This window comes from Robertmurraya sp. FSL W8-0741 (assembly GCF_038004005.1).
In the GTDB taxonomy this organism is placed as follows: domain Bacteria; phylum Bacillota; class Bacilli; order Bacillales; family Cytobacillaceae; genus Robertmurraya; species Robertmurraya siralis.
In genome coordinates this window covers 1,402,147-1,426,318 of sequence record NZ_JBBOQG010000001.1, presented here as the reverse complement: position 1 = coordinate 1,426,318, position 24,172 = coordinate 1,402,147, and the positions used below count along the sequence as shown (strand labels likewise).

General features: G+C 38.5%; 22 protein-coding genes. All 22 read right to left on the bottom strand.

What is annotated here, in order from left to right:
• Positions 1 to 136: 136 nt before the first annotated feature.
• The gene (locus tag NST02_RS06895) at positions 137 to 1,213 is read right to left on the bottom strand and encodes an acyltransferase family protein (RefSeq protein ID WP_340948545.1); all 1,077 of its coding nucleotides are present in this window, start codon (positions 1,211 to 1,213) and stop codon (positions 137 to 139) included.
• 111 nt (positions 1,214 to 1,324) lie between these two features.
• Positions 1,325 to 2,278, bottom strand: coding sequence for an ATP-grasp domain-containing protein (locus NST02_RS06890; RefSeq protein WP_340948543.1), 954 nt, complete (start codon positions 2,276 to 2,278; stop codon positions 1,325 to 1,327).
• A gap of 13 nt (positions 2,279 to 2,291) precedes the next feature.
• The gene (locus tag NST02_RS06885; protein ID WP_340948542.1) at positions 2,292 to 4,016 is read right to left on the bottom strand and encodes a M28 family peptidase; all 1,725 of its coding nucleotides are present in this window, start codon (positions 4,014 to 4,016) and stop codon (positions 2,292 to 2,294) included.
• Between the two features lie 20 nt (positions 4,017 to 4,036).
• The gene (locus tag NST02_RS06880) at positions 4,037 to 5,335 is read right to left on the bottom strand and encodes a diaminopimelate decarboxylase (RefSeq protein WP_340948540.1); all 1,299 of its coding nucleotides are present in this window, start codon (positions 5,333 to 5,335) and stop codon (positions 4,037 to 4,039) included.
• 11 nt (positions 5,336 to 5,346) lie between these two features.
• The gene (locus NST02_RS06875) at positions 5,347 to 6,273 is read right to left on the bottom strand and encodes a beta-1,6-N-acetylglucosaminyltransferase (protein WP_340948538.1); all 927 of its coding nucleotides are present in this window, start codon (positions 6,271 to 6,273) and stop codon (positions 5,347 to 5,349) included.
• A 150-nt stretch (positions 6,274 to 6,423) separates the two neighbouring features.
• Positions 6,424 to 7,476 (bottom strand): lipid II:glycine glycyltransferase FemX, encoded by a 1,053-nt coding sequence (locus tag NST02_RS06870; RefSeq protein ID WP_340948535.1) that lies wholly within the window; start codon positions 7,474 to 7,476, stop codon positions 6,424 to 6,426.
• Positions 7,473 to 8,522: a dTDP-glucose 4,6-dehydratase gene (rfbB, locus tag NST02_RS06865; RefSeq protein ID WP_095314311.1), complete on the bottom strand. Its 1,050-nt coding sequence runs from the start codon at positions 8,520 to 8,522 to the stop codon at positions 7,473 to 7,475. Before rfbB ends, NST02_RS06870 begins: the two co-directional genes overlap by 4 nt.
• A gap of 217 nt (positions 8,523 to 8,739) precedes the next feature.
• Positions 8,740 to 9,831 carry a DegT/DnrJ/EryC1/StrS family aminotransferase gene (locus tag NST02_RS06860; RefSeq protein ID WP_212933585.1) on the bottom strand — a complete coding sequence of 364 codons (1,092 nt, stop codon included), beginning with the start codon at positions 9,829 to 9,831 and terminating at the stop codon, positions 8,740 to 8,742.
• A complete protein-coding gene (rfbA, locus tag NST02_RS06855; RefSeq protein ID WP_095314305.1) occupies positions 9,797 to 10,702 on the bottom strand; it encodes a glucose-1-phosphate thymidylyltransferase RfbA in 906 nt (301 codons plus the stop codon). The genes NST02_RS06860 and rfbA overlap by 35 nt, the downstream gene beginning before the upstream one ends.
• 36 nt (positions 10,703 to 10,738) lie before the next feature.
• Positions 10,739 to 11,236: a GNAT family N-acetyltransferase gene (locus tag NST02_RS06850; RefSeq protein ID WP_095314303.1), complete on the bottom strand. Its 498-nt coding sequence runs from the start codon at positions 11,234 to 11,236 to the stop codon at positions 10,739 to 10,741.
• Between the two features lie 2 nt (positions 11,237 to 11,238).
• Positions 11,239 to 12,729 (bottom strand): lipopolysaccharide biosynthesis protein, encoded by a 1,491-nt coding sequence (locus tag NST02_RS06845; RefSeq protein ID WP_340948532.1) that lies wholly within the window; start codon positions 12,727 to 12,729, stop codon positions 11,239 to 11,241.
• Entirely contained in the window at positions 12,726 to 13,718 is a 993-nt protein-coding gene (locus tag NST02_RS06840; RefSeq protein ID WP_095314299.1) for a glycosyltransferase, read from the bottom strand. The genes NST02_RS06845 and NST02_RS06840 overlap by 4 nt, the downstream gene beginning before the upstream one ends.
• Positions 13,719 to 13,749: 31 nt before the next feature.
• Positions 13,750 to 15,105: an O-antigen ligase family protein gene (locus tag NST02_RS06835; protein WP_095314297.1), complete on the bottom strand. Its 1,356-nt coding sequence runs from the start codon at positions 15,103 to 15,105 to the stop codon at positions 13,750 to 13,752.
• Positions 15,098 to 16,171 carry a glycosyltransferase gene (locus NST02_RS06830; protein WP_340948530.1) on the bottom strand — a complete coding sequence of 358 codons (1,074 nt, stop codon included), beginning with the start codon at positions 16,169 to 16,171 and terminating at the stop codon, positions 15,098 to 15,100. Before NST02_RS06830 ends, NST02_RS06835 begins: the two co-directional genes overlap by 8 nt.
• Before the next feature lie 855 nt (positions 16,172 to 17,026).
• Complete coding sequence (locus NST02_RS06825) at positions 17,027 to 18,115, bottom strand: glycosyltransferase family 4 protein (RefSeq protein WP_340948528.1); 1,089 nt, start codon at positions 18,113 to 18,115, stop codon at positions 17,027 to 17,029.
• Positions 18,108 to 19,121: a glycosyltransferase gene (locus NST02_RS06820; RefSeq protein WP_340948527.1), complete on the bottom strand. Its 1,014-nt coding sequence runs from the start codon at positions 19,119 to 19,121 to the stop codon at positions 18,108 to 18,110. The genes NST02_RS06825 and NST02_RS06820 overlap by 8 nt, the downstream gene beginning before the upstream one ends.
• Positions 19,122 to 19,186: 65 nt before the next feature.
• Positions 19,187 to 20,347, bottom strand: coding sequence for a glycosyltransferase family 4 protein (locus tag NST02_RS06815; RefSeq protein ID WP_095311220.1), 1,161 nt, complete (start codon positions 20,345 to 20,347; stop codon positions 19,187 to 19,189).
• Between the two features lie 51 nt (positions 20,348 to 20,398).
• Positions 20,399 to 21,163: a tyrosine-protein phosphatase gene (locus NST02_RS06810; RefSeq protein WP_095311222.1), complete on the bottom strand. Its 765-nt coding sequence runs from the start codon at positions 21,161 to 21,163 to the stop codon at positions 20,399 to 20,401.
• A 26-nt stretch (positions 21,164 to 21,189) separates the two neighbouring features.
• Entirely contained in the window at positions 21,190 to 21,876 is a 687-nt protein-coding gene (locus NST02_RS06805) for a CpsD/CapB family tyrosine-protein kinase (protein ID WP_211344110.1), read from the bottom strand.
• Entirely contained in the window at positions 21,854 to 22,597 is a 744-nt protein-coding gene (locus tag NST02_RS06800) for a YveK family protein (RefSeq protein ID WP_137743698.1), read from the bottom strand. The genes NST02_RS06805 and NST02_RS06800 overlap by 23 nt, the downstream gene beginning before the upstream one ends.
• Before the next feature lie 63 nt (positions 22,598 to 22,660).
• Positions 22,661 to 22,996, bottom strand: coding sequence for a helix-turn-helix domain-containing protein (locus NST02_RS06795; RefSeq protein WP_095311228.1), 336 nt, complete (start codon positions 22,994 to 22,996; stop codon positions 22,661 to 22,663).
• A 56-nt stretch (positions 22,997 to 23,052) separates the two neighbouring features.
• On the bottom strand, positions 23,053 to 24,165 hold the full coding sequence (locus NST02_RS06790) for a DegT/DnrJ/EryC1/StrS family aminotransferase (RefSeq protein WP_340949999.1): 1,113 nt from the start codon (positions 24,163 to 24,165) through the stop codon (positions 23,053 to 23,055).
• Positions 24,166 to 24,172 lie beyond the last annotated feature (7 nt).

The window sequence follows — 24,172 nt, the reverse complement described above, 5'->3', positions numbered from 1 at the left end:
ACAGCATTTTAAAACGAAGGCTATGCTATATGATTCTGTTGATTTTTGGCTCATTTCGTGAGAAAGCTTGTTTTCTCCCTCGTTTCATCGAGTCAGAGCGAAAATGAGCAAATAATGGCATGATCAACAATATTTTTTAACACAACCAAAAAGAGAAGAAACTTTGCACGACGACAATTTCCATGCGCTTTGTTCTTTTTCTCAGCCTTCGATACAATGGTTTTTCCACAAACGCATATACAAATACACCACCTATCATTGAAGCTGTAATAAGCAAAATAGCTAACATGATGTTAGGAATAGCCAATGATGAAGCAGTACTAAAGAAAATACTTATAGCAGACATGGAGGTGAAATGGGTTAAATAAATCGAAAATGAAGCATCACCTAATAACTTAGCTAGCCTTGGAATGCGGATTTCCTTTTGTAAATCCAGCGACGAAAAACCAAGAATAAGAAGAACAGATGCAATTGTCGTAGTATATGGCAAATCAATGGGAAGAAAACGATTTTGTTCATTGATCCATGCCAAAGGAAAGCCCGCAAGTCCAATAATCACCATAATCGTTGAAATCTTCACACTAATTTCAACTCTTAAAATAACATAGGCGCATAAGAATCCGAGCAAAAAAATGAGATTATTAAAATTGAACAAATAATTTATAAAATAATTTGTACTGGACAATATATGTAAACTGAAAAACAAAGATAGCATTGCCCATAGAACGGGAAGAAACAGGGAAAGCCATTTGTTTTTAAAAAAGAGCAGACCAATGATTAAATAAAAAAAGACCGTATGAACCAACGACCACGCCACGCCTAATATCGGCGGTCTCCCATCAGGAAAGAGCAGCAAGGAAGAGAGTATATGCCCGATTTCTCGTTCATTTCCGGAACCAAGATTAGGATAGATGAAATAAATAGGTAATATCATGAACGTGATCATCCAATACAGTGGATAGATTCTAATGAATCTGTGGTATAAATACTCTTTTAATTTTGAAGGATCGCCAAAGCTTTGATGATACAAGTAATACACCATAAAGCCTGAGAGGGCGAAAAAATAGTACACTCCTCCTGAACGGTCAACATTAGATAGATGCAAAAAATCGTAATGGAAGTAAGTAGTTAGAAAAGCTTTGGCATGCAATAAAATGACAAAAAACGGGACCAGGGCTCTTGAAAATTGAATTAAATTCAAATGTTTCCTCATAACAACGTCCTCTTTCCATCTGGAAATTTAATTTCTATCTTATATTGCGATTGCTCCTTACCATTTTGGAAGATTTTTTAAAAGCCGATAGCAGTAAACGAACGATCACGATTACAAAACAAGATAATGGTCATATTTTATAAGAATTTTTCCTTCTTGATAATTTTCTTCATCACGGACATTGGCGATATTTTGCAAGTTAGTGACTAAATTTTTGACAAAGTTTTGCCCCATTGCATGAGCATGGAGATAGCCACCACCGAATCTTGGATTGATTTCGGAAATCACATATCCCTGCTCCGTATAAAAGCAATCAATATCAATTGGACCGACTGGCTGCAAAACTTCCAATAATGCGGTCATAAGCTCCCTTAGCCTTGGATCTTTGACAGCAACCGATTTGTCTGTTTCACCAGCCCTCATTTTTATTTTTTTCTTCATAAAAATATTCGTTGCTTCTTTTGTAATCAAATCTATATAGCAATCGACCCCAAATTCTTCACCTTCAATAAAAGGCTGAATCACAACATCATGGTTATAAAAGAATTGAAGCTGCGAAATTGTGGTGACATATTGTATCCCCATGCTTGCACTGCCGTTCCTCGGTTTAATGATTAAAGGAAAACGCAGGATTCCTTTCCCTAAAGCGCTTTTCACTTCCTCTATATTTGTATAAGTAGGAATGTGAGGAAGCCCATGCTCCTGCAAAAACGTCGATGTCAAATATTTATCAAAACAAATTTCTATTATCGGCTCGTCTGAAACAATCACCGCGACACCATCTTCTTTAAAATTTTCCTTGGAACGAGCCAACAATGGAAGCTCTGGATCGATCAACGATAGAACAGCCGAAATCTCATACTTCTTGCATAACGCCTTAATTTCCTGAACATAATCATGCTGATCAATTCGAGGAACAATTTCAAATTGATCAGCAAAGTACAGCGCTGGTGCAGTTGGATCACAATCAACGGCAACAACCTTGCCATTGATTTCATTTAACTCCCTTTTGAAATATTCAATCAATTTAACACGTCTTCCTACACTGCATATTAATATATTCATAGCTTTCTCCTTTTTAGTGACTCCACACTAATAAAAATGTCAATACCCCCGACAGTAATAAAAACGCTGGGAATATAGATAAATAGCGTCTTCTTATTTGACTAAACGCTGGAATTATGAACACTAGAGATAATGCAAAAGCAGCAGCAAGAACTCCCACATAATGGATGGTGAGCAGCACATAAACTAAATACATAATCGGGGTAATAAACAGGCATGAAAAAATAACGATTATTAAAGAGACTACTTTCTTCATTATGCTTTTCTTTATCCTCAAGAAAACATTGACTCCAATCAGAGCAAATAAATATGGCCAAACAAAGATATAACTAGAATCTTGATAAAGAAAACTGCTTACGACGGTTAAAATTAACCATCCTAATAATGATCCCATGAAAAAATTCAGCCCTTTTATAGCATCTAGTATGAAAGAATAAGCACCAGTAAGAAGGGCAGCAATCATGAATAGAATTGAGATAAATAAAGGATTGCTCAATTTTGGATAAGCACCGATTGACCATAGATCGGAACCGGTCAACGCTGAATAAAGTTTTAATAACCCTTCTGCTGCAAAATAAGAGAAAGCCACACTTAAGACGCAGAAAAGAAAACCAAACAGGATTCTTGCTGTGGTCATCTCTTGTTTTCTTATCCCATGCACGCAAGTTAAAATAAAGAGAAAAATAGCCGCAATCATGATTGGAATGACGTACTGCTTCCCATAAAAGACGACCTTTTCGGCAAACAGGTTGAAAAATAGGCTGGATCCATCTTCTTTCGCCTCCAGTTCCATGTTTCCGAAATGATGAACTAATTCAAGCATATTTTCACCATGATGCTGGAGACTTTTGATACTTAAATTTTCAATAGAGTCTTCGGGAGAATGGTAGCCATATGTGCCTTCAAAAAAGGCAAAATTCAACCCATACATTCCATGTGATTTATATAAAGTTAAATCTGTTTCATTCGGCATCATTCTATATAAATCGGAAATAAAGGAATGAGCGATTGGATGGGAGCTCCCTTTCGCAAACTCTTCTATTAATCTTTCATTATGTTCATTCGTTTCAAATAAAACTGAAGGACCTTCACTTCCTCTCGCCTCAAAATTTAAGACAATTCCTATATCGTGCACCCACGGATGCTCGTTAACAAACGCTTGCGCTCCCAGTAACCCCAATTCTTCACCGTCAGAAAGGAGAATAATAACATCATTTTTTAATGGTTCTCCTTCCTGCAAAATCCGAACCGTTTCCAAAATGGCCGCCACAGCCGCTCCATCATCAGCAGCGCCAGGACTATTATGTTCCGAATCATAATGGGCTGTTAGCATAATCGCTTGCGAGGAATTCTGTCCCGGTATTCTTGCTAAAATGTTCTCAACGATGCCATCAAAGGGTTCACCCCATGAAAAAAGAGAGTCTGCAACTGTCTGTATTTCCGGAGAGAGCCCTAGCTCCTCCAAAGCGTTCACTAAATAATCTCTGACTCTTTCATGTTCAGGTGAGCCAACAGGATGCGGGCTGATTGCAAAGTTCTCCAAATATCGCAAGGCCCGCTCTGCTGAAAATTGCTCTGCGTTAGCTTGAAGCGGTTTCACCTCCGGTCCACGAAACTGCAGAAAACCGAGGTAAACAGCAATGATGCATGTCACCAAGATCGCAAAAATATAGAGGACATTTGCAAGAAGATATTTTCTTTCGCTAATAGGGACTGTTCTTCTTAATTCTTCTTTCATGCTTTCCCTCTTTCCTCAATTTAAAAACGATAAATATTTTCATTGAAGGCATCTGCAAGCGTCTCTTTTTTTCTAATAAGAAAGGCCTGTCCCTTTTCCCTTGCTACTACAGCAGGACGCTCTTTAATAAAAAGTGGATTCAAGACGAGCGTATACGCTCCGACCTGCTCAAAAATGAGATAGTCCCCTTGCTGTGGAAGAGTTCCTTGTACGTTCTGCGCTAAATAATCTCGTTCCATGCACGTATAGCCAACGATATGAAATAAATGCTCGAGCTTTGAGTTATGATTTTTTGCAACAATTTTAAAAGGAAGATTACTTCTATGCATAGTAGGTTTAATATTGTAGGCACTTCCATCAACAAGGATAAAACTAGTCCCCTGCACGCGCTTATGTTCCATTACTTGGCAAGCGAAGCTCATCGTATTCGCAACCATCGAAACACCCGGTTCCAATATTAATTTGGGCTTATTGCTCGCCCCAGCAAATTCATTTCTCATTACTGAGCCAATTGCCGCAGCATAATCATCGAAGGAAGGAACGGTCCTATTAAAGCTCTTTGGCAGCTCTCCGTATATTCCTCCGCCAATATCAATAAACTGGAGTGTTTCATTAATGTATTTTTTTGCAAGCTGACAGAGTCTTTCTGTTTTGTGACGAAAAAAAGCCAGAGAGCGCGTTCTTGTTGAAAAATGCCCATGCAAGCCAATTATTTTTACTTGCGCTATTTTTTTCAACTCGTAAATCGCCCTTTCTAAATCTCCATTTTCTACTGAAAACCCAAATCTACTGACATCATAGCCATCCTGTAAAATACTCTCGCCATCCTCCATTAACGCAAAATTCACCCTCACCCCAAGCGAAATAGAGCGCGACGGATTTTCAGAGGCATACTGTTTCACGTAGTCTATTTCATAAAATGAATCTAAATTAATGATGCTTTCTTGCTGCAGAGCAAAATAAATATCTTCTTTACTCTTTATCGGTCCATTGAAAATAATATGCTTACCGTTCTCGCCTAATCGAAGAGCAAGATCATACTCCAATCTTGAAACAACCTCTGAATAAGCACCTAATGAAATTAACTTTTTACATAAAGCAGGTAAATAATTGGTTTTATAAGAATAAGCAATAATGAAATTGTTATATTGCTTTTTAAATGCTTGATTGATTTTATGATAGTTATTCTCCAACTGATCGAGATCAAGTAGAAAAAAAGCGCCTCCGCAGCTCTTTGCTAAAGACTGAACGATTTCATAATTCATGTTCTTTCCCATCAAATCTATTACTAAATTGCGATCTTGTACTGAGCTTTTCAAAACAGGCCTCCTCAATATTTGTGTGCAACCAATTCATTTGCTCGATCTAGTTTCACTCGGGCTTTAAAATACTCCACAACCTCTTTGTCGAACTGTTCATTAAACTTCCGCGCAAAAAACATATTAGAGTTTTCAATTAAAGCTCTGTCTCCGATATGCAAACATTGCGGCGAATTTCTTTCTTTCAGCGATTCCCCCCATTTTAAAAAATAGAGATTAGTATTAATGACCTTTTCTTTGTAAGTGGAATTTAAAAGAAGCGTATGAAAAAAACTCTCATCTGGTACTAATGAATGTTCAAAAAAAGGATAGTACCAGCGATTCTTATTCAGAAAGTCAATGATAAAAACAGCCGCCTCAAACGGGATTGTGAACCATTGCGACCCTTTGTAAAGCGTGAAATGCTCAGGGAAATACCTTCTGTTTGGCAGAATATGTACGCCTCGTTTGTAAAGCAAAAGCAATAACCGGCGCAATAGGCGTAAAGGATGATAATTAGCGTAACGATTTCGGACGATTTTTGGCCATTGTATTTTTACCATCCCGAAATCTTTCTCTTGTAGCGTCCGATATGCTAAAAAGAGAGAGTTTCTATGCTCTGCTAAAAATTGTTTAAAACCATTTCTCACTAATAAATCCTGCCCGCTTCTTAAGCAAACAAAATCATAGTGAACGTCCGAATTGCAAACAGCTTCTAATAAAAGAAGCGTAGCGTCAACCTGACTAATGTCACCCCAGCTTACAGCCACTCTTTCTTCTAAAATCGTTATATGAGGATGCCGAATAATTCTTTCCCTCATGCTTGCATCGCTTTTCGCATCAATATGAATAAATACATCCGCTGCCTCCTCTTCGACTAGCTGCATTAAAAATTTATTCAACTGTTCAGGATGATTATGCACAAGCAACATAAAAGCGGTCTTTGCCGTTCCCTTCAATTTCAAGACTCCTTTTTAAAAAAATAGCTTTATATTTCGTTCATTTTTGACTTTGTCTGTCCAATCCCTCGTTTTTTATACCGAACATTTCTCAGAAAAATCAACAGTGATTCTTATTTGTATACATTATAGTTCTTTATAAAGAACAATTCAATCGTTTTGTCCCATTCTATACGCTGGAAAATAGCTTTTTTCACTCGACTTGATTGCTGGCTTTGTAAGCTCGCTATATTTCTTTTCATTAATAATATGTTTGCCTAGGTAATAATCAAAAGAGGCTTTGTTCGTAAATGAGGTTTTAAAGCGATACAATTCATCCTCATCTAAATACCCACCTCCTAAATGAAGAAACTTGGAATGGCACATTTTTGCATATTCAATCATCGCGTCAAATAAGAGATGATTCGGTCGTAAGGACAAGAATTCTGTTCTCGATGCACCGAGATGATAATGGGCAAATTGATTGCCTATTAACAGCAGCACTCCAGCGATCATCTCTGAATGACTCCATGCTAGCAAAAGCACTGACTTGCTCAAATTTGTGTCCATTAATTGCTTATGAAAATAGGAACGATCAAAATAATAAAATTTTGATGCTTTATGGCGATCCATCGTTTCATAATATATATTTGTAAATTGATCAATTTCCTCTTTGCTGTTCGCAACGGAAATCGTCACCTCGTTTTTAACGGCCTTCCGAATATTTCTTTTCGCATTCTTTGAATATTGACTTCTAATTTCGTCCAGCGAAAGGGACAAATCAACAGCTGTTGTTTTCCGCACATAATCCGTCTTCATAACTTCTTTTATATATTCATGATTTTTTAAGAGTGGATGGAGTGTGACTGTCTCAGAAACAATATTTTGTTTGAGACAATACTCGGTAAATAATGAATAAAACGAGCGAATAATCGTCGGATCCCCTTCAACTAACGGACCACCATATCCATATGGTGTAATAAGGTCAAAATATAATTCCCCGGTACCATCAATGCCTCTTTTTATAAATGAATAAAAGACCTTTCCATTTTCATTTTCAAAATAAATCGCGTTCGGTGTGCCATTTTGAATAACAGCAAATAACTCTGCATACTCTTTTGTATAATAAACATCAAGATTCGAGAACCGAGCTAAAAAAGGGCTCCAATCATCTGCTGAGCTAAGCAAATGAAGCTGTTCGAGAAGGGAGGAATTAGCACTCATATCCATGCTCCTTCCAGTCCGTCCACATATTTTTTTAAGTAATAAGAAACAGTCTGTTCCATTCCCTCTTGCAAAGAATATTTGTGAACAAAGCCAAGTTCTTCGCAAAGTTTGCGATCATCAATCGCATAGCGAAAATCATGACCTGGACGATCGCTCACATACTGTATTAATTCTTTATAACTTGTAAGATGGTAACTTTTGAGCTGCTCGGACAGAACTTGATCAAGAACTTCACAAATCATCGTTGCAATCTCTATATTTTTCCTTTCATTATGACCACCAATTACATACGTTTCACCAGCTTTGCCCTTTACAAAAACTTTTTCTATTGCTCGGCAATGCTCAGTAACAAAAAGCCAATCCCGGACATTTTCTCCATTTCCGTAAATGGGAATCGGCTTTAATGCGAGTGCCCTTCGGATAATCGTCGGAATAAGCTTCTCATCATGCTGTCTTGGACCAAAATTGTTCGAGCAATTAGTCGTAACCACATTCAAGCCAAAGGTCTCAAAATAACTGCGGACGATCATATCGGCAGAAGCCTTGCTAGCTGAATACGGGCTATTCGGTGCATACTTCGTTTCTTCTGTAAAATGGCCTGTTTTTCCAAGACTTCCATACACCTCATCTGTTGAAATATGATGAAATCTTGCATGTGCAAACCCTTTTTTATAAACACCGATTCCATCCATCCAATAATTTCGCGCCGCTTCTAATAGCGTATAGGTACCGATAATATTACTTTGCAAAAAAGGCCTTGGATTTTCGATTGATTTATCAACATGAGATTCTGCAGCAAAATGGATCACTCCGTCAATTTTATAATTCTCAAAAATCTTTGCGACAAGATTTTCATCACAAATATCTCCGTGAACAAAGGAATAACGTGGGTCATTCTCCACCGCCTCCACATTACGAAGATTTCCGGCATACGTTAATTTATCCAAATTAACAATATAAAGATCATTCCTAACGTTTGACAGCATATAGGAAATAAAATTAGAACCGATAAAACCAGCCCCACCCGTAACCAATAAATTCATCCGATCTCTCCACCTCTTTATTTATGAAGCTTACGTTAGACACACACCTATTTTTCTTTATCAGTCATACTCCAGTAAATTACTCTGGCTTTCAAAAGGCATTGGCAAAACGAAAGGTGAAAATAATACTTAGGCCTTCACAAATCGCCATATTAAAAACTCATTCCTTTCCAAAAGCAACTTTTTCAACCGTCCTTTTCGACTACTTTTTCCGCCTCTAAACGATGACTGCTTTTTTTCCTTCTTTTACAATGGCAGCAATCCATTCGACTTCCTCTAAAGTGAGGTCACTGTATAATGGCAAACAAAGGATTCTTCTGGAAATATCCTCAGAAACCGGACATTTGTGAGCGCTCGTCACATAAGGCAATGTATTGAGTGATGGATAAAAATATCGCCTTGAGGCTATCTGATTATCACGTAAATTTTTTTGCACTTGCAATAACAGTCCCTCCGTTTCGAACAGAATTGGATAATAAGCATAATTATATTTCGTTGACTTCATTATATCGGGCGTTTCTCGCTTGTCTCCAAGAAGTTTGCGATAAGCTTCAGATAGCTCTTTTCTCTTTTCAATCAATGCATCGACATATTTCAAATTACATAGACCCATGGCCGCGTGAAATTCTGAATTTTTACCATTCAGTCCGATCATCGCGTAATTCTCTCCAACAAAACCAAAATTCCTCATTAATTGGATCGTCTGGTCAAGTTCGCTATTTTCCGTATTGTTCATAATTGCTCCACCTTCAACCGTATGGAAGAGCTTTGTTGCATGAAAGCTAATCGTCGATAAATCTCCATATGTCAGCAATGAGCGGCCTTTGTATTGCACACCGAATGCATGTGCAGCATCGTAAATCACCAATAGATTATGCTTCCTTGCAATTTCTTCAATTCTTTCAACCTCACAAGGTATACCGAAAACATGGGTTGCCAAAATAGCCTCTGTTCTATCCGTTATCGCCGCCTCGATTTTCTCTGCGTCGATGCAAAATGTCGTCGGATCAATGTCAACAAAAACAGGGGTACAGTTCTCCCAAAGAATCGATGTCGTCGTCGCCACAAATGAAAAGGGAGTAGTAATCACTTCATTTTTTATTCCCAGGCCTTTGATGGCAAGGTGCAATGCTGATGTACCATTGTTTACATAAAAAAGGGAAGAACACTGGCAGTACTTCTTTAATTCACTTTCAAGCTGCTGGACATATATCCCTTGATTTGTAAGCCATTTCGTATCCCAAAGCTGTGAAATATACTGGTCATATTCTTCTTTAGGAGGTAGAAATGGTTGTGAGACTGGTATCATTGGAATCCCTCCTAAACACTAAGTCGTGAAGATAAGCCCCGTATTCGTTCTTATAATTTAAAGCACTCGTCAAAACCTCCGCTTCAGAAATCCACTTATTGCGAAGACTAATTTCTTCTAAGCAAGCAATCTTGTATCCTTGTCGTTTTTCTATCGTTTCCACAAAATGACTGGCATCCAAAAAACTCTCAAATGTTCCTGTGTCAAGCCAGGCAAAGCCACGTCCTAATAACCCGACCTTCAATTGCTTTCTTCGTAAATATTCCTGATTAATATCCGTAATTTCCAGTTCCCCACGGGGGGAAGGCTTTACCTTCTTTGCGATCTTCACCACTTCATTATCATAAAAATAGAGCCCTGTGACGGCATAATTAGATTTTGGCTCCTTCGGTTTTTCCTCAATGGAAATTGCGTTATGATGAGCGTCCACCTCGACAACACCAAAACGTTTCGGATCTTTTACTTGATAACCAAAAATGATCGCCCCTTCTTTTAAATTTGCTGCGATTGTTAAAATCGGGGTGAATCCTTGACCGTAGAAAATGTTATCTCCTAGAATCAGAGCGACTTTTTCATCTCCGATAAATTTTTCCCCAATAATAAAAGCATCCGCTAAACCGCGTGGATGCTTCTGTATTGCGTATTCAAGCTCAATGCCCCATTGTGAACCGTCCCCGAGCAATTGCTGAAAGGATGGAAGATCCCTCGGCGTGGTAATGATTAAAATTTCTCGAATTCCTGCTAGCATAAGAACTGATAGAGGATAATATATCATCGGTTTATCGTAAATCGGTAATAATTGTTTCGAAATAGCCTGTGTAATCGGGTACAGTCGAGTTCCTCGCCCCCCTGCTAAGATGATGCCTCTCATTTCCATCAGCCTCCATTTATCGATTTTCAAATATATCTACAAATCTTTAATAATCAAGTACGAATGATTGTCTGTCTCCTTTTCAATTTGAAATTGATAGCCCAATAAAAACTGAAGCCATTTTGAATTTTTTTTATTTATCTCTGCTCGATATTTTTCCATCCCGACCTCCTTCGCAAACGCTAAACTAAATTCGACTAATTTGACAACAATCCGATTGCCCCGATAAGCAGGAACGATTCCAAAGCTGTTGCAAAATGCTATTTTTGTTCGATAATCATTCGCATAAATAGAGGTGATCGCGATATCCTCCTTCCCAGTTGATAAGATAAAATTATAACCGTTTTTTAGCAGCTTATTGGCATACGTTGTCAACGCTTCTTTATCTTCAACAGGAAAAAGAAACTCAGAATTTAAAGCCTCAAAAATGCTACTTATTCGCCCGACATTTTCCTCTGTTAACGGAAGTAGTTCAAAACGATAGCCTTGTGCTTGAAATTGTTGCTGGTATTTTTGCACTGTAACATAATTCATATTTATGCTCCTTTTGCCTTCATTAATTTTTCTTTGCGACCATTAAAAATTCTCATCAGTTCCGAATATAAAATCTCAAATTCAAATAGCTTTAAGACCCTGCTCATAGTAAAGTAGAAAATAACTCCACTTAATCCTTGGACAAGGATACGGATGAAATATAGCTCTGGCAGCAACATTCCAACCAATAATACGAAGCCTCCCATTAACAGTGCTAAAAAAAACGAAGGGATTAAATCTTTCAGCTGTTCTTGAACAGAATAGGATATTTCCCTAGCGGAGTAGTAAGTATTTATAAACAAAGAAAGATAGGAACACAAAACCGCCGCTGTTATCAAGCCGTATATCCCTAAGGAAAACAATAAAGACGCCCCAATTAGTAGCGTCAACAATGATTTCTTTATAATCTCAAGCTTTAAAAACAAATCTGCCCTTCCCTTCACCTGAAGAATATTCAAATTTAAAGCATGCAACGGGTAAATCATCGCCGCTAAGCATAATAGTTTAAAATAACCAATCGAATGAATCCATTGTTCCCCGAGCAGCAAAGGAATGAACGATTCAGCCACCGTCAGAAATCCGATCATTAATGGAAACATGATATATGCTGCAAGCCTGATCAATCTTTCATACATATTCCGCAGTTGCAGCGCATCATCTTGAAAGCCGCTCAATACAGGATATGTAACTCTCTGAAGTGCAGCGGTTGTCGAATTAGCAATAACATCGGTCAATTTCGCCGCATTCGTATAATATCCGAGCATGGCTGCTGGATAAAGCCTTCCGATCAAAAGTGAATAAATATTTTGATAGAAAGTGTCAATTAATCCTGAGAGCAGAAGCTTGGAACCAAAACGAAATAATCTTCGAAAAAAGGCTATTTTAAATGACCATACAGGCAGCCATTTCGTAACAGTCCAAAGGAAAATAGTTTGTAAAGCTTGGGTCATCAGTGCCTGCACGAATAAACTCCATACTCCATAACCCTTTGCCGCTAAATAGACAGAGAAGATTCCAGCTAAAGTCGAAGAAGTCATTGTAATGAGCGATTGCGTTCGAAACTGAAGCTTTTTAATAAGCAGGACTCTCGGAATAATCGCAAAGGAATTGACTACGATTCCGAAAGACAAGAAGCGAATCATGATCATTAACTGTGATTCATTAAAAAAAGCACTAATATAAGGGGCCGCTACATATAAAGCCGTATACAGCAGACTCGACATCAAAATATTGAAATAAAAAATAGTAGAGTACTCTGCTCTGGACACTTCTTTCTCACGAATAAGCGCTTGAGAGAAACCACTATCAATAATCGAATTCGAGACCGCAATCACGATCGCCACCATTCCAATTAAACCAAAATGCTCCGGTGCTAAAATTCTAGCAAGAATAAGCAGGACGACAAATTGAATCCCTTGACTTGCTAATAAATCAATAAAGCTCCAAATTAATCCGCTTATTGTTCTTTCTTTTACTTGTTGGTAATCTTTCATCTATTCACTCCAAGACGTACGATAGCCAGTTTCTTCAGAAGCTTTTTCAGCTCGAGTATCCATCGATAAACCCTTGGCAAGTGGTAGCGCACCCTCAATTTCATACGATGACTGACGGTTAATTCTTTGTAAAAAGTTCGATAGGGCTGTTTTTTCAGCTCCCCCATTCGATTTTGGAGCAGCAAAATAGCAAATTCGTTTTTCCTCTTTGTACGTTCAATCGCCATTTGATAACGTCCATCTGTAAAACGATGGAATTCCTCTAATAGACGATTATCAGCTTCCTTTAATTTGATTGCTTTCTCAAGCCGATCCTCCCCAGAATTTAATTGATAGTTCCAAGACATTTCAGCACCATAGCGGTATACCGCCATCATTCCATCCAAATAATAGGCATAGCCTTGACTTGCTAAATACATTTGGAGCGGGTAATCACCTACATGAGCTTTTTGAAAAAACAATGGCAGTTGCTCCGCAGACTGTTTACGGAACAGCAAGGAAGCTGTCGGGCAAAATCCACCTCCTCCAAAAATAATATCTTCCACTGGACTAATCCTACTTTTAACGTACGGTTTAATATCTGAAATCATTTTTTGTTTTCCTTCATCAAAAATTTTAGCACCATGAAAACAGAGGGTGCAGTCCGAATGATTTTCCATATAGTCGACTTGTTTCTGTAATTTATACGGATCTGTCCAATAATCATCCCCCTCGCAAAGAGCGATATACTTTCCTTGCGAAGCCTCAAGCAATCTTAAGCTATTTTCACTTGAACCAACATTATTTTGAGAAGTAATGATCCGAATCTTGTCGGGATACTGTTTTCTATATGCTTCAACAATCTCACGCGTTCTGTCGGTGCTACAGTCTTCTCCAATCAAAATTTCAAAAGCAAATTCTGTCCGTTGCATCAGAAAACCTTCTATTGCACAGCGAATATATGCTTCATGGTTATAGGTAATGCAATTAATACTCACGAGCACGCTCATTTTCAATCTCCTTCTTGTAAAAAATTTTCCCTTAATGCCTTTTTAAATCGGCTCCGTCGGATATTCGCAGTGCGCAAAAGACAACGATTAACGGAAGCATCATAATATGTGGAGAAAGGAATTGTAATGCTTGAATATAAACAAACAAAGTAATAATCGGCAATAAATAGATCCTCTCATTTCCATCCTTATAACGGGCCTTATTACAACGATAGAGTCCGAATAAGAAGATCATAAATAAGAGGAATCCGACAATTCCTCCCGCAACAAATATTTGTTGAAATCCGTTATGTGGCACATGGAAGAATCCTGCCTTTACATGCATCTCCTGAATACCGATGCCAAAAATAAGGCGATCTAATTTTGCCAGCATAAATTCTTGATATTGATTCCAAATCTCCGCCCGACCGTTTGTAAGATCTGCCTCCTGAAAACGTTTCATAATAAACTGAAACGTTGTTGGAAAAAACGTTTGAATGACAATGAAAATGGACATGATTGAAGCAGCAAGAGAAGTTGAGGCCAAAATAGAATTTTTGCTAATCCGCAAATTCATTAAGAAATAATAGGCAATCACACCGACGCTAATGACAATAAACGTTCTGGAAAGGGTTAAACTCCCATAAATAAAGGCAATAACAATACATACAACTGCCCAAGGAGGCGATAACTTTTTTGAGAACAATAAGACGAGAAAAAGGGAAAGTGCAATCGCACAGAAATAGCCGAGTGTATTTTGATCTAATGTTAACGTAATATCCGTAACATCGAACTGTGCATTCACTGTTGCAATATTCCCCAATCTGATGCCATTTTTAATAAGCAGGCTTAAGGGCATATATTTCAATGTATTTAAAAGGATGATCGTAAAGGCCGCGATAACACCAATTCCAAAAGATAATAATACGAGCGCCGGACGCTCATTTTTTTCTTTTTTCAACAAAACGAGCGCTATTAAAATAATATAAAGACTGAATTTGACAAAGCCACCAATAGAAGATTGATACAAAAAAAGATGAAAAAGTTGCAAAAGAAGAAAGGCATAGGCAGCGAACATATACCCATTAAGCACAATTTTCCCTTGCTTCAATATAAGAAAGAAAATAGCAGCTGCCACAATATAATTTCCTGGTAAGCCTGGCAAGAACGGAATAAGAAAAGCAAAGTAGGCAATGAGAAAGCTCTCGCTCAAATAAATAAAAGCAACTACCACAATCATTAAAAGTACATATTTATGAATTGGTACATCAAAATAATCGCGGAGGAGTACAGTCAAAAAAATCAGGGCAGCAAAGAAGACGAAATATTTGTTTTCGTTCCCGAATACATTCGACCAACGCTTCTGCTGGAAGGCTTTTTCCCTATTAACGGTCATGACATTATCCATATTTCTTGTATAACTCCCCGTACTTCTGTGCCACAATCGCCACATCATAAGCTTTGACGTTTTCCTTTGAGCATTTCGACATTTGCACTCTTTTCTCCTTATCTCTCGCCAGTTCTAACATCCCATCACTTAAGGCAAGCAGATCCCCGCTCTCTACTAATAAACCATTGCCCTTTATTACGTCTGCAATCCCGCCAACATTCGTTGCGATAATCGGAAGACCACTTGCCATTGCTTCTAAAATTGCTAAAGGCAAACCTTCATAAATAGAAGTAAGCACAAAGATATCTGAACGGGCTAAATAATCCTCCACATTAGACACATTTCCAGTAAAAACCACCTTATCTTTTATTCCTAGTTCAACAGCATTTTCTTCTAAAGTCTTTTTCTCCTTCCCATCTCCAACCAAAATCAATGAAGCTTGCGGCAACTCTCTATTTATGATGGAAAAGGCCTGCAGCAAGAGCTTATGATTTTTAATAGGTTCTAATCTTGCTACATTAATATAAGTAATTGCTTCGTTGCTAAAGCTAGTTTCTCGATATTTTACAAGTTGAACAGGATTGTAAACTAATTCAACCTCATCTAAAGGAAGCTTGTATAGCTCAGATGCCTCCTTCCTAATTGTGCTCGAAATAGCTACTGGAATGGCTTTTTTCAACTTATAAAGACGCTCCATCAAAAAAATGAGCTTGGAAGAAAACTCGACTTTTGGCGTGCTGTGAATCGTCTGCAGCATGGATGCTGAATGGGTGCAAACCCAGGGAAAAACATAAAGGAAAGCATGTAAATGAGTATGTACGATATCCGCTTTAAACTTACTCAACTCCCTCCAAACCAGAGCAACAGTCTTTAAACTCAATTTGCCACGGTTGTTTAAAAATACGAGATCGAGCCCTTGTTTCTGCAATTCTTCTTCAAAAAACGTGTACTGAGGCGGGCTTAATGAAATTAGCTTAAGCACAAATTCGTTTCGATCTAATGCTACCGCAAGCTGATATACCATCTTCTCTGCACCACCAATAACGAATGATGGCACAACTATAGCTACTTTTCGTTTTCTCATCTATAATCTACCCTCCCTCTTCATACGTATTTGTCCTCATGAACCCTCTATGAGTACACACTTTGCTTTGGTTTAGCTTTCTTTGTCCTCATGAACCCCCTATAAGGACACACTTTGCTTTTTTTTAACATTCTGTGTCCTCATGAGCCCTCTATGAGGACACATTTTGCTTTTTTTTAACATTCTGTGTCCTCATGAGCCCTCTATGAGGACACGCTTTGCTCTTTTTTGACTTTCTTTGTCCTCATGAACCCCCTATGAGGACAAACTTTGCTTTTTTTGGCCTTCTTTGTCCTCATGAACCCTCTATGGGGACACACTTTGTTTTTTTTCAGCGTTCTTTGTCCTCATGAACCCTCTATGAGGACACGCTTTGCATTGCTTTTGCTTCCTACGTCCTCATGCATCCCTAAAAGGAAAAGTACCTGTTGTTCATCCAGAGTTATCAGCCTTGCCAACGATGCCAGCCCGATCGACTAAACTCATTGGGTTCGCTCAACAATGGATTACCTAACAGAGGCTGCCTCACTAGCAGAGCCCTTAAATTTTTGAGCTGTTCAGCAATCGTCGTCAGCGAACTCTTGACAAACCGAGCTTGCCAATGGTTTAAAATGGAAATAGCCAAGGGCGATTTGGTATGTCTTCTTTTTGTCCCCTTCACCCTTGTTCCCCCACACACAAACCATTGGCGTGTTTGTCAAGAGCGATTGCGTGGCCTTTCCACCTAATAAGGAACCTAAACATCTAAGTCGTTTTCGTAGAACTTTTGACACTATCTCTTCATATTAAACTCTTTTTTCGCTTCGCAAAATCGTTTCTCACTCACATGCAGATACTTGAAAAAGGAGCAATCTTTCAAGATGATGAACGATACGCAATATATAATTGCTCATATTCAAGGGAGATCGATTCGATATCATATTGGGAAGACATCAAAAACCCTTGTTCTCCCATCATTTCTCTTAATTTTTTATGCTTTGCTAGCTTCAGCATAGCTTCAGCAAATTTATGAGGCTGATCTGGATCAATTAATACACCATTGTCTCTCACAATGTCTGGAACACCACCAACACGCGTTGCGATAACAGGAAGGCGCGCCCCCATTGCTTCTAGAATTGTCAGCGGCAGTCCTTCATACGATGAAGCCAATACAAAAATATCCGATGCTTTCATAAGCTCTGGGATATTTTCAACATTGCCTAAAAAATCGACTCGTTCACTAATTTTTAATTGTTCAGAAAGCAGCTTTAGCTGATTCATTAGCGTTCCTTCACCAGCCAATACTAATCTTGTATTTTCCATTTCACTTTGAACAATTGCAAAAGCTTTTAACAGCATTTTATGATTTTTTTGCGGCTCCAACCTTGCTACACATACAAACTTAATGATATCGTCTTCTTGCCTCTTCTCTTTTTTCTTAAAATGGCGAAGATCAACAGGATTATAAACAAGCGGAATCGCTGTCTCATGAAGGCTGTAAAAACGACTTATTTCTTGTCTAATCGTATCTGAAATAGAAACAGGAATGGCTTTTTTCAATTTAAACATCCCTCTTAAGACCACTCTATGAAGGGCTGGCAGCTCCTTAACGGGAAGGTTGTGAACAGTATGGAGCAATTTCTTGCCGCGAATCAATGTCCAGGGAGCAGCGTATAAGCAAGCACCAAGATGGCTATGAACAATTTCAGTTTGATGCTCTTCTAATGCCCTCCACATTTTTCTAAAAGTGAGTAAATTGAGCCCAAGTCCTTTTTCAAGAAAAACAATCTTCACTCTAATCCGCTGAAGCTCCTGTTCAAACGTCGTTCCGGTGCTTGAATAGAGACAGATAAATTGTAAATTGAAGCGGTCTTTATTAATCGCTTTTGCCACCTGAAAAGCCATGTTTTCTGCCCCGCCAGTTTGCAAGGATGGAATCACAATGGAGAGATTGATTTTAGTCAAGCGGTCTCACCATACTTTCTCTTTCTTTTTCAGCTAAAAAGGCTTGAGACTGATACACTGTCCGAAGTTTTTTCTTATAATCAACCAAATCATTAATAGCGTGGGATTTTTCCAGTGCATTTTGCGAAAGACGATGGCGCAAACGATCGTTTACAATAAGTTGACAAGCATACTCGACCAGTTCAGCGTCCTCATCTGAATAAAAGCCATCAACACCGTTTTGTATCAATTCCTTTATGCCGTCCACTCCGGTAGAAACAACCGGGAGCCCCAATGTCATCGCCTCTAAAATACACATCGGTGTTCCTTCTAAACGGGAGGTCATCAGCATAAACCGTGATGCTCGTAAATACGGAAAGGGATTTGACAAATATCCGGTAAAAGTAATATTATCCTGAATATGCAATTCCTCAGCCAATGCCTTCGCTTCCCCTAATAGATTCCCTTTTCCAATTAGGACAAATCGAGCATCAGGGAGCTTTTTTACAATTTCTCCAATTATTTTAATCAGCCTTTGCGGATTCTTCTGCCAAGAAAACCTTCCTAAAAAAACACCATCATAACCAGCAATTTTATCATGCTCAGCCATTTCTTTAATGCCTTTTTCATCAACCGCATTGTATAAAACAGATGATTTATGCCCTAAAGCTTTTGAAAAGACATACTCTGTTCGAATACTATTGGAAACGGTAAAAACATGATTAAATTTCGGTAAACAAAGCTGATACAAGAGCGACTTCACTGTAATTTTGGACATTTCGGCAAATCTACAGTGGAGATGGGATATAACCATCACCCTTCTTGAAAACTGAGAAGCAATGACACTCGCTCTAACATCATGAGCGTGAATCATATCTGGCTTGTATTCGTCAATGACCTTTTTTAATCTCCCAATAGTTAGACGCTCGAGTGGGATGTATTTCATCTTCTTCTGTTGAAGTGTCGCCCTAATCGGACCATCGGGAGAACAATAGACCATATCAATCTCTCCCTTAAACAATCTCATAATCTGGCACACCACATTTTCTGCGCCAGAAAAACTATTACTTGAAAGTAAATGCAGTACTCGCATTATTTATTAATCACCTCTCCGAAGATTGCTGGAGTCTGTTCCCTATCCATTTGCAGCAAAGCGACATAGAGTGAAGCCATTTCTTTCTCAACTGCTTGCAAAGAATACTTCTTCATGTACTGCATTCCTTTGTCGCCCATTTCTTTTCGAAGAAGAGGAGCGTGATAGAGCTCTTCAACATAGGAAGAACATTGCTCAACATCATCGACAGCCATTAAAAAACCGGTCTCTCCATCCTTCACTAAATCCCGGTTACCACGGCAATCCGTTGCTACAACCGGGAGCCCTACTGCCATGGCTTCCATGATATTCACAGGCAGTCCTTCTCTTTTTGAAGATGAAAGGGCAACATCTGAAAGCGAGAGAAGCTCGGCGATATCACTTCGATAGCCAAGAAAAAAAACATGCTGCCTAAGCCCATGTTTTTCAACAAGCATTCGATATTTTTCTCGCAGTAACCCGTCTCCTACAAGCAGAAGCTTGATTGTGGGAATTTTATCTTTTAATTTATCGATCATCCGTATTAAAAGATCTTGCTGTTTATTTTCATTAAGCTCCGCCACAAATATTAAGATAAAGTCGTTTTCCGAGTAATGATATTGCGCTCTCAACTGACTTTTTTGCGTCTTTGTCGGCGGAGTAAATTTTTTTAAGTCAAGGCCTACACCATTTACCAATCTCACCTGATTCGCAAAAAATCTTTGCCCTTGTACATAGTCCTCGCTATTAATCGTAACCAAACAATCTGTATATCGGGAAAGCCATTTTTCAACAGGATAATAGATCGCCCAGTTCATCCACGGTGCTCCTTTGTAAAAATGGAACCCGTGCGCTGTATAGACAACTGCTGTCCCTTCCTTTCTTTTTTCCTTTGCCGCCCATCTTGTTAACGCACCCCCCATCGGGGTATGGCAATGGATAAGCGAATAATGCTGAGAGTGTATAAGCTTTTTTAATTGTTTATACGCTTGCCAATTTGACCAATTAAAAGGAGAGCGCTGAAAAGGAATATGAAACTTTTGGTCGCAAAAGGGAATGGTTGTTTTGCCGCTGCTAGCAATATGAACTTCAAACCCATTTTCTTTAAACCATTTAAGATAAGGGAGATGAAAAGACCATATATGCTCATCTATCGTGGCCGTGAATAAAATTTTCCTCATTTCATTTATTTCTCCTTGATTGATTAACGTAGATTTTCCACCAAAATTCCGCTAAATAAAGCCAAAAAGTTTTCTTCGCATCGGTTTCGCTTCTTCGGCTACAATATTTTGTCCACGTAAAAGCAGTTCTGCATTTTCCTTGTAATAAAAAATCGCATCCACGCCGAATTTTTTTGTTATCGCTTCAAACGCTTGCTGGAGAAAAAAGCCTCGTGAGTGCGTATTATGGGCATCCGATGCGATAAAATGAGTCCATTGATGCTCGATTAATTTTTCCGAGAAGAGCTTTATTTTTTTCCCGAACTGTCCAATAATACTTCCAGCAGTTAATTGCGTTAATGCCCCATCTGAAAGCAAATCGTACAGTAATTCCGGCTCTTCCACAATTTTTACATTTCGTTCGGGGTGTGGAATAATAGGCGTTATCCCCCGTAACCTTAATTCATATACCACTTCATGAAGATAATTGGGTACATTCGTGCTAGGTAGCTCCAGTAATACATATTTTCCCTGATTATCAAGTGTTAACATTTCATCTGCTTCAATAGTTTGAAAAATCTCACGATGAACTCTCAATTCTTGCCCTGGATGCAACACCAATGGAATCTTCTCTTCGATCAGATAATTGGAATATTGACGTGTCATTTGCAAGATTTTATTTTTAGGATTTTCATAGCTTCCATTTAAATGATGGGGAGTAGCAAATAGATGAGTCACTCCCTGCTCCACAGCAATGCGAGCCATTTCTAAAAACTGTGAGATATGTGATGGACCATCATCAACATCCGGAATAATATGACAATGTAAATCTATCACTGATGAATGCCTCCCCGTTTCTTTGGCTATCGGCCATAATACTCATCCTTCATCGATTCCACGCCATTAACGACAACTCCTAAAATTTTTGATTTTGCTTTCACTAATAGCTCCTTCGCTTTCAAGGCCCGGTCTTTTTGCGTTTTGCCACTTGCAATCACCAAAACGGTTCCGTCACACCTGTTGGCAATAATTTGCGGATCTGCGACTACCAGCAATGGGGGCGTATCATAGATTACATAATCATAAAAAGTATTTAATTCCTTCATTAAATTTTCCATTGCTTTAGAATTTAATAGTTCTGACGGATTGGGTGGGATCGGGCCGCTATTTAATATTTGAAGATTTCCGATATAGGAATTTGAAACTGCACCATCAATGTCAATATCCTTCGTTAATATGCTTGTCAAGCCGAATATATTGCTCAATTGGAAAGAATAGTGGATGCTAGGCTTCCTTAAATCTGCATCTACAAGCAATACTTTTTTTCCTTGCTGCGCGAGGACAATGGCTAAATTCGCCGCAGTAGTTGATTTCCCATCCCCTGGTTCAGAAGAGGTAATCATAATCGATTTTACTTCTTCATCTACTGATGCAAACAAAATGTTCGTTCTGATTAATCGATATTGCTCAGAAATAACTTCTCTAGGGTAATTATAGGCAACTAACGGAATCCCGCTCTTTTTTTCCCTAACCCTTGACTTGCGGCTCAATAATATCAACTCCCGTTCTTTTAGATTTAGCTCTTGGCCGCCCCTTTTTCTTCGGTATTTTCTGAATCGAGCCAAGCACAGGCAGCCCCAAATAGGCCTCAATTTCATCAACACTTTCCAAAGAATTGTCCAAATATTCAATGAGGAGAGCTAAACCTACTCCCACCATCATGCCAAAAATGATTCCGATCGCAATATTAATAAGTGGCTTAGGACTAACTGGAATCGGGTCTTCCTTTAATTCTGCCTTCGCCAAAATATTTACATTATCCACATTCATAATGCTTTTTATATCTTGTTGAAATGTGTCTGAAATCGTATTCACTATTTTCACAGCTCGTTCTGGTTTACTATCAGAAACAGTGATGGAAAATACTTGTGACTCCGCTTCGCTGTTTACAACAATATTTCGATTTAACTCTTCTACATTTTGACTAAGTTTTAGCTTTTCAATCACTTTCTCCAAAATAACGGGGCTTTTAATAATTACGCTGTACGTATTAATTAATTCCACATTCCCTCGCATTTGCGACGGATCAAATTGGGCCATTGTATCCTTCTGATTGACCAGAATTTGTGTTGATGCTTCATATTTCGGAGTGAGCAAAAAATAAGTTACAGTTCCGCTCACTACTCCCATTAAAAAAGTCAGAATGACAATCAATTTCCAGCGTTTTATCCATATTCCAAGAAGCTCCTTCATACTAATTGAATTCTCCATTGTAACCTCCAATTTAGTAGACAAACAGTCTAGTCTTACCTCCTTGATTAATTTAGAGGAACGTCATCTGCTATTTTGCCATTTAATAAATTCGACTAGGGTTTGATATTCACGAATATCATTCTTTTCAATCCCCAGTTCCTTTAGCTCCTTAAGGAGAGCGCTCCACTCTTGTTCTCTATATAAATGCGACTCTATATTTAAATCAGGTTCTATTAACATCATAAAATCCACATTTAAGACTTTGGCGATTCTCTGCAGTACTTCTACAGAGGGGTTATTATTAATATTGCGTTCAATATTGCTCAAGTATGACTTCGAGATATTCGACAATTCAGCTAACTCAGACAGGTTATAACCTCTTTTTTTCCTTATTTTTGCGATATTTTTTCCGATCATATTTTTACCTCTTTAAGATAAATTTAATTTAAAAAGTAGATCAGCAATTCTTCAAACTAAATGCCGGAGCATTCATTCTTTATACAATTAATGACTCTCATTTGCTCCTCTAAAGTCATACTTGTTCCCGAAGGCAAGCAAAGTCCGTTTAAAAATAATTGCTCTGAAATGACATGATCTTGAACATGAGGATAAAATCTGTTTCTACTAAAAAGGGGTTGCATATGGAGCGGTTTCCACACCGGCCTTGCTTCTATATTTTCATTCGTTAACACTCTAAGGAGGTGATCCCTGTTTTTTTCAATTGCATTTTGCTCAATTAAGCAAACTGTTAGCCAGCGATTTGAACATGTGTTTTCTAACTCTGGCATAAATCGGATTTCTGGAAGTTGGCTAAGCTCCTGTTTGTACTTTGCAAAAATTTCTCGCTTCTTTTGTATACGCTTCTCCAATACCTCCATTTGTCCCCTGCCGATTCCTGCTAATACATTACTCAATCGATAATTGTAGCCCATTTCCTTATGCTGATAGTGGCTGGCAGGCTCTCTTGCTTGAGTTGCCAAAAATCGCGCCTTTTCTAATGCCTCAACATTGTTGGATACAAGCATGCCTCCTCCTGAGGTCGTGATAATTTTGTTGCCATTAAAGGAAAAAATCGCAAATTCACCAAAGCTGCCACTCATTTTTCCTTTATAAGATGCACCTAATGATTCTGCAGCATCTTCGATAATCGGAACTCCGTATTTGGAGCAAATCGCTGTCAACTCCTCCATCCTTGCTGATTGCCCATAAATATGGACAATGATCACAGCCTTTGGCAGCTTTCCTTCGCGAGAGGCTTCAAGTAAAGCTTGTTCTAAAGCCTGAGGCGACATATTCCACGTTTCTGGCTCAGAATCGATAAAAATAGGCGTCGCTCCTTGATATAAAATCGGATTTGCTGATGCAACAAAGGTTAAGCTCGAACAGAACACCGTATCCCCGGCTTTTACATGTAATAAGGAAAGAGCCAGATGAAGCGCAGCAGTCCCTGAACTTACTGCAACTGCTCCCTTTACTCCAATGTACGCCGCTATTTCGTTTTCAAATTCATCTACATTTTTTCCTAATGGCGCAACCCAATTGCTTTGGAACGCTTCACTGATATATTTCCATTCTTCTCCGCTCATATGGGGT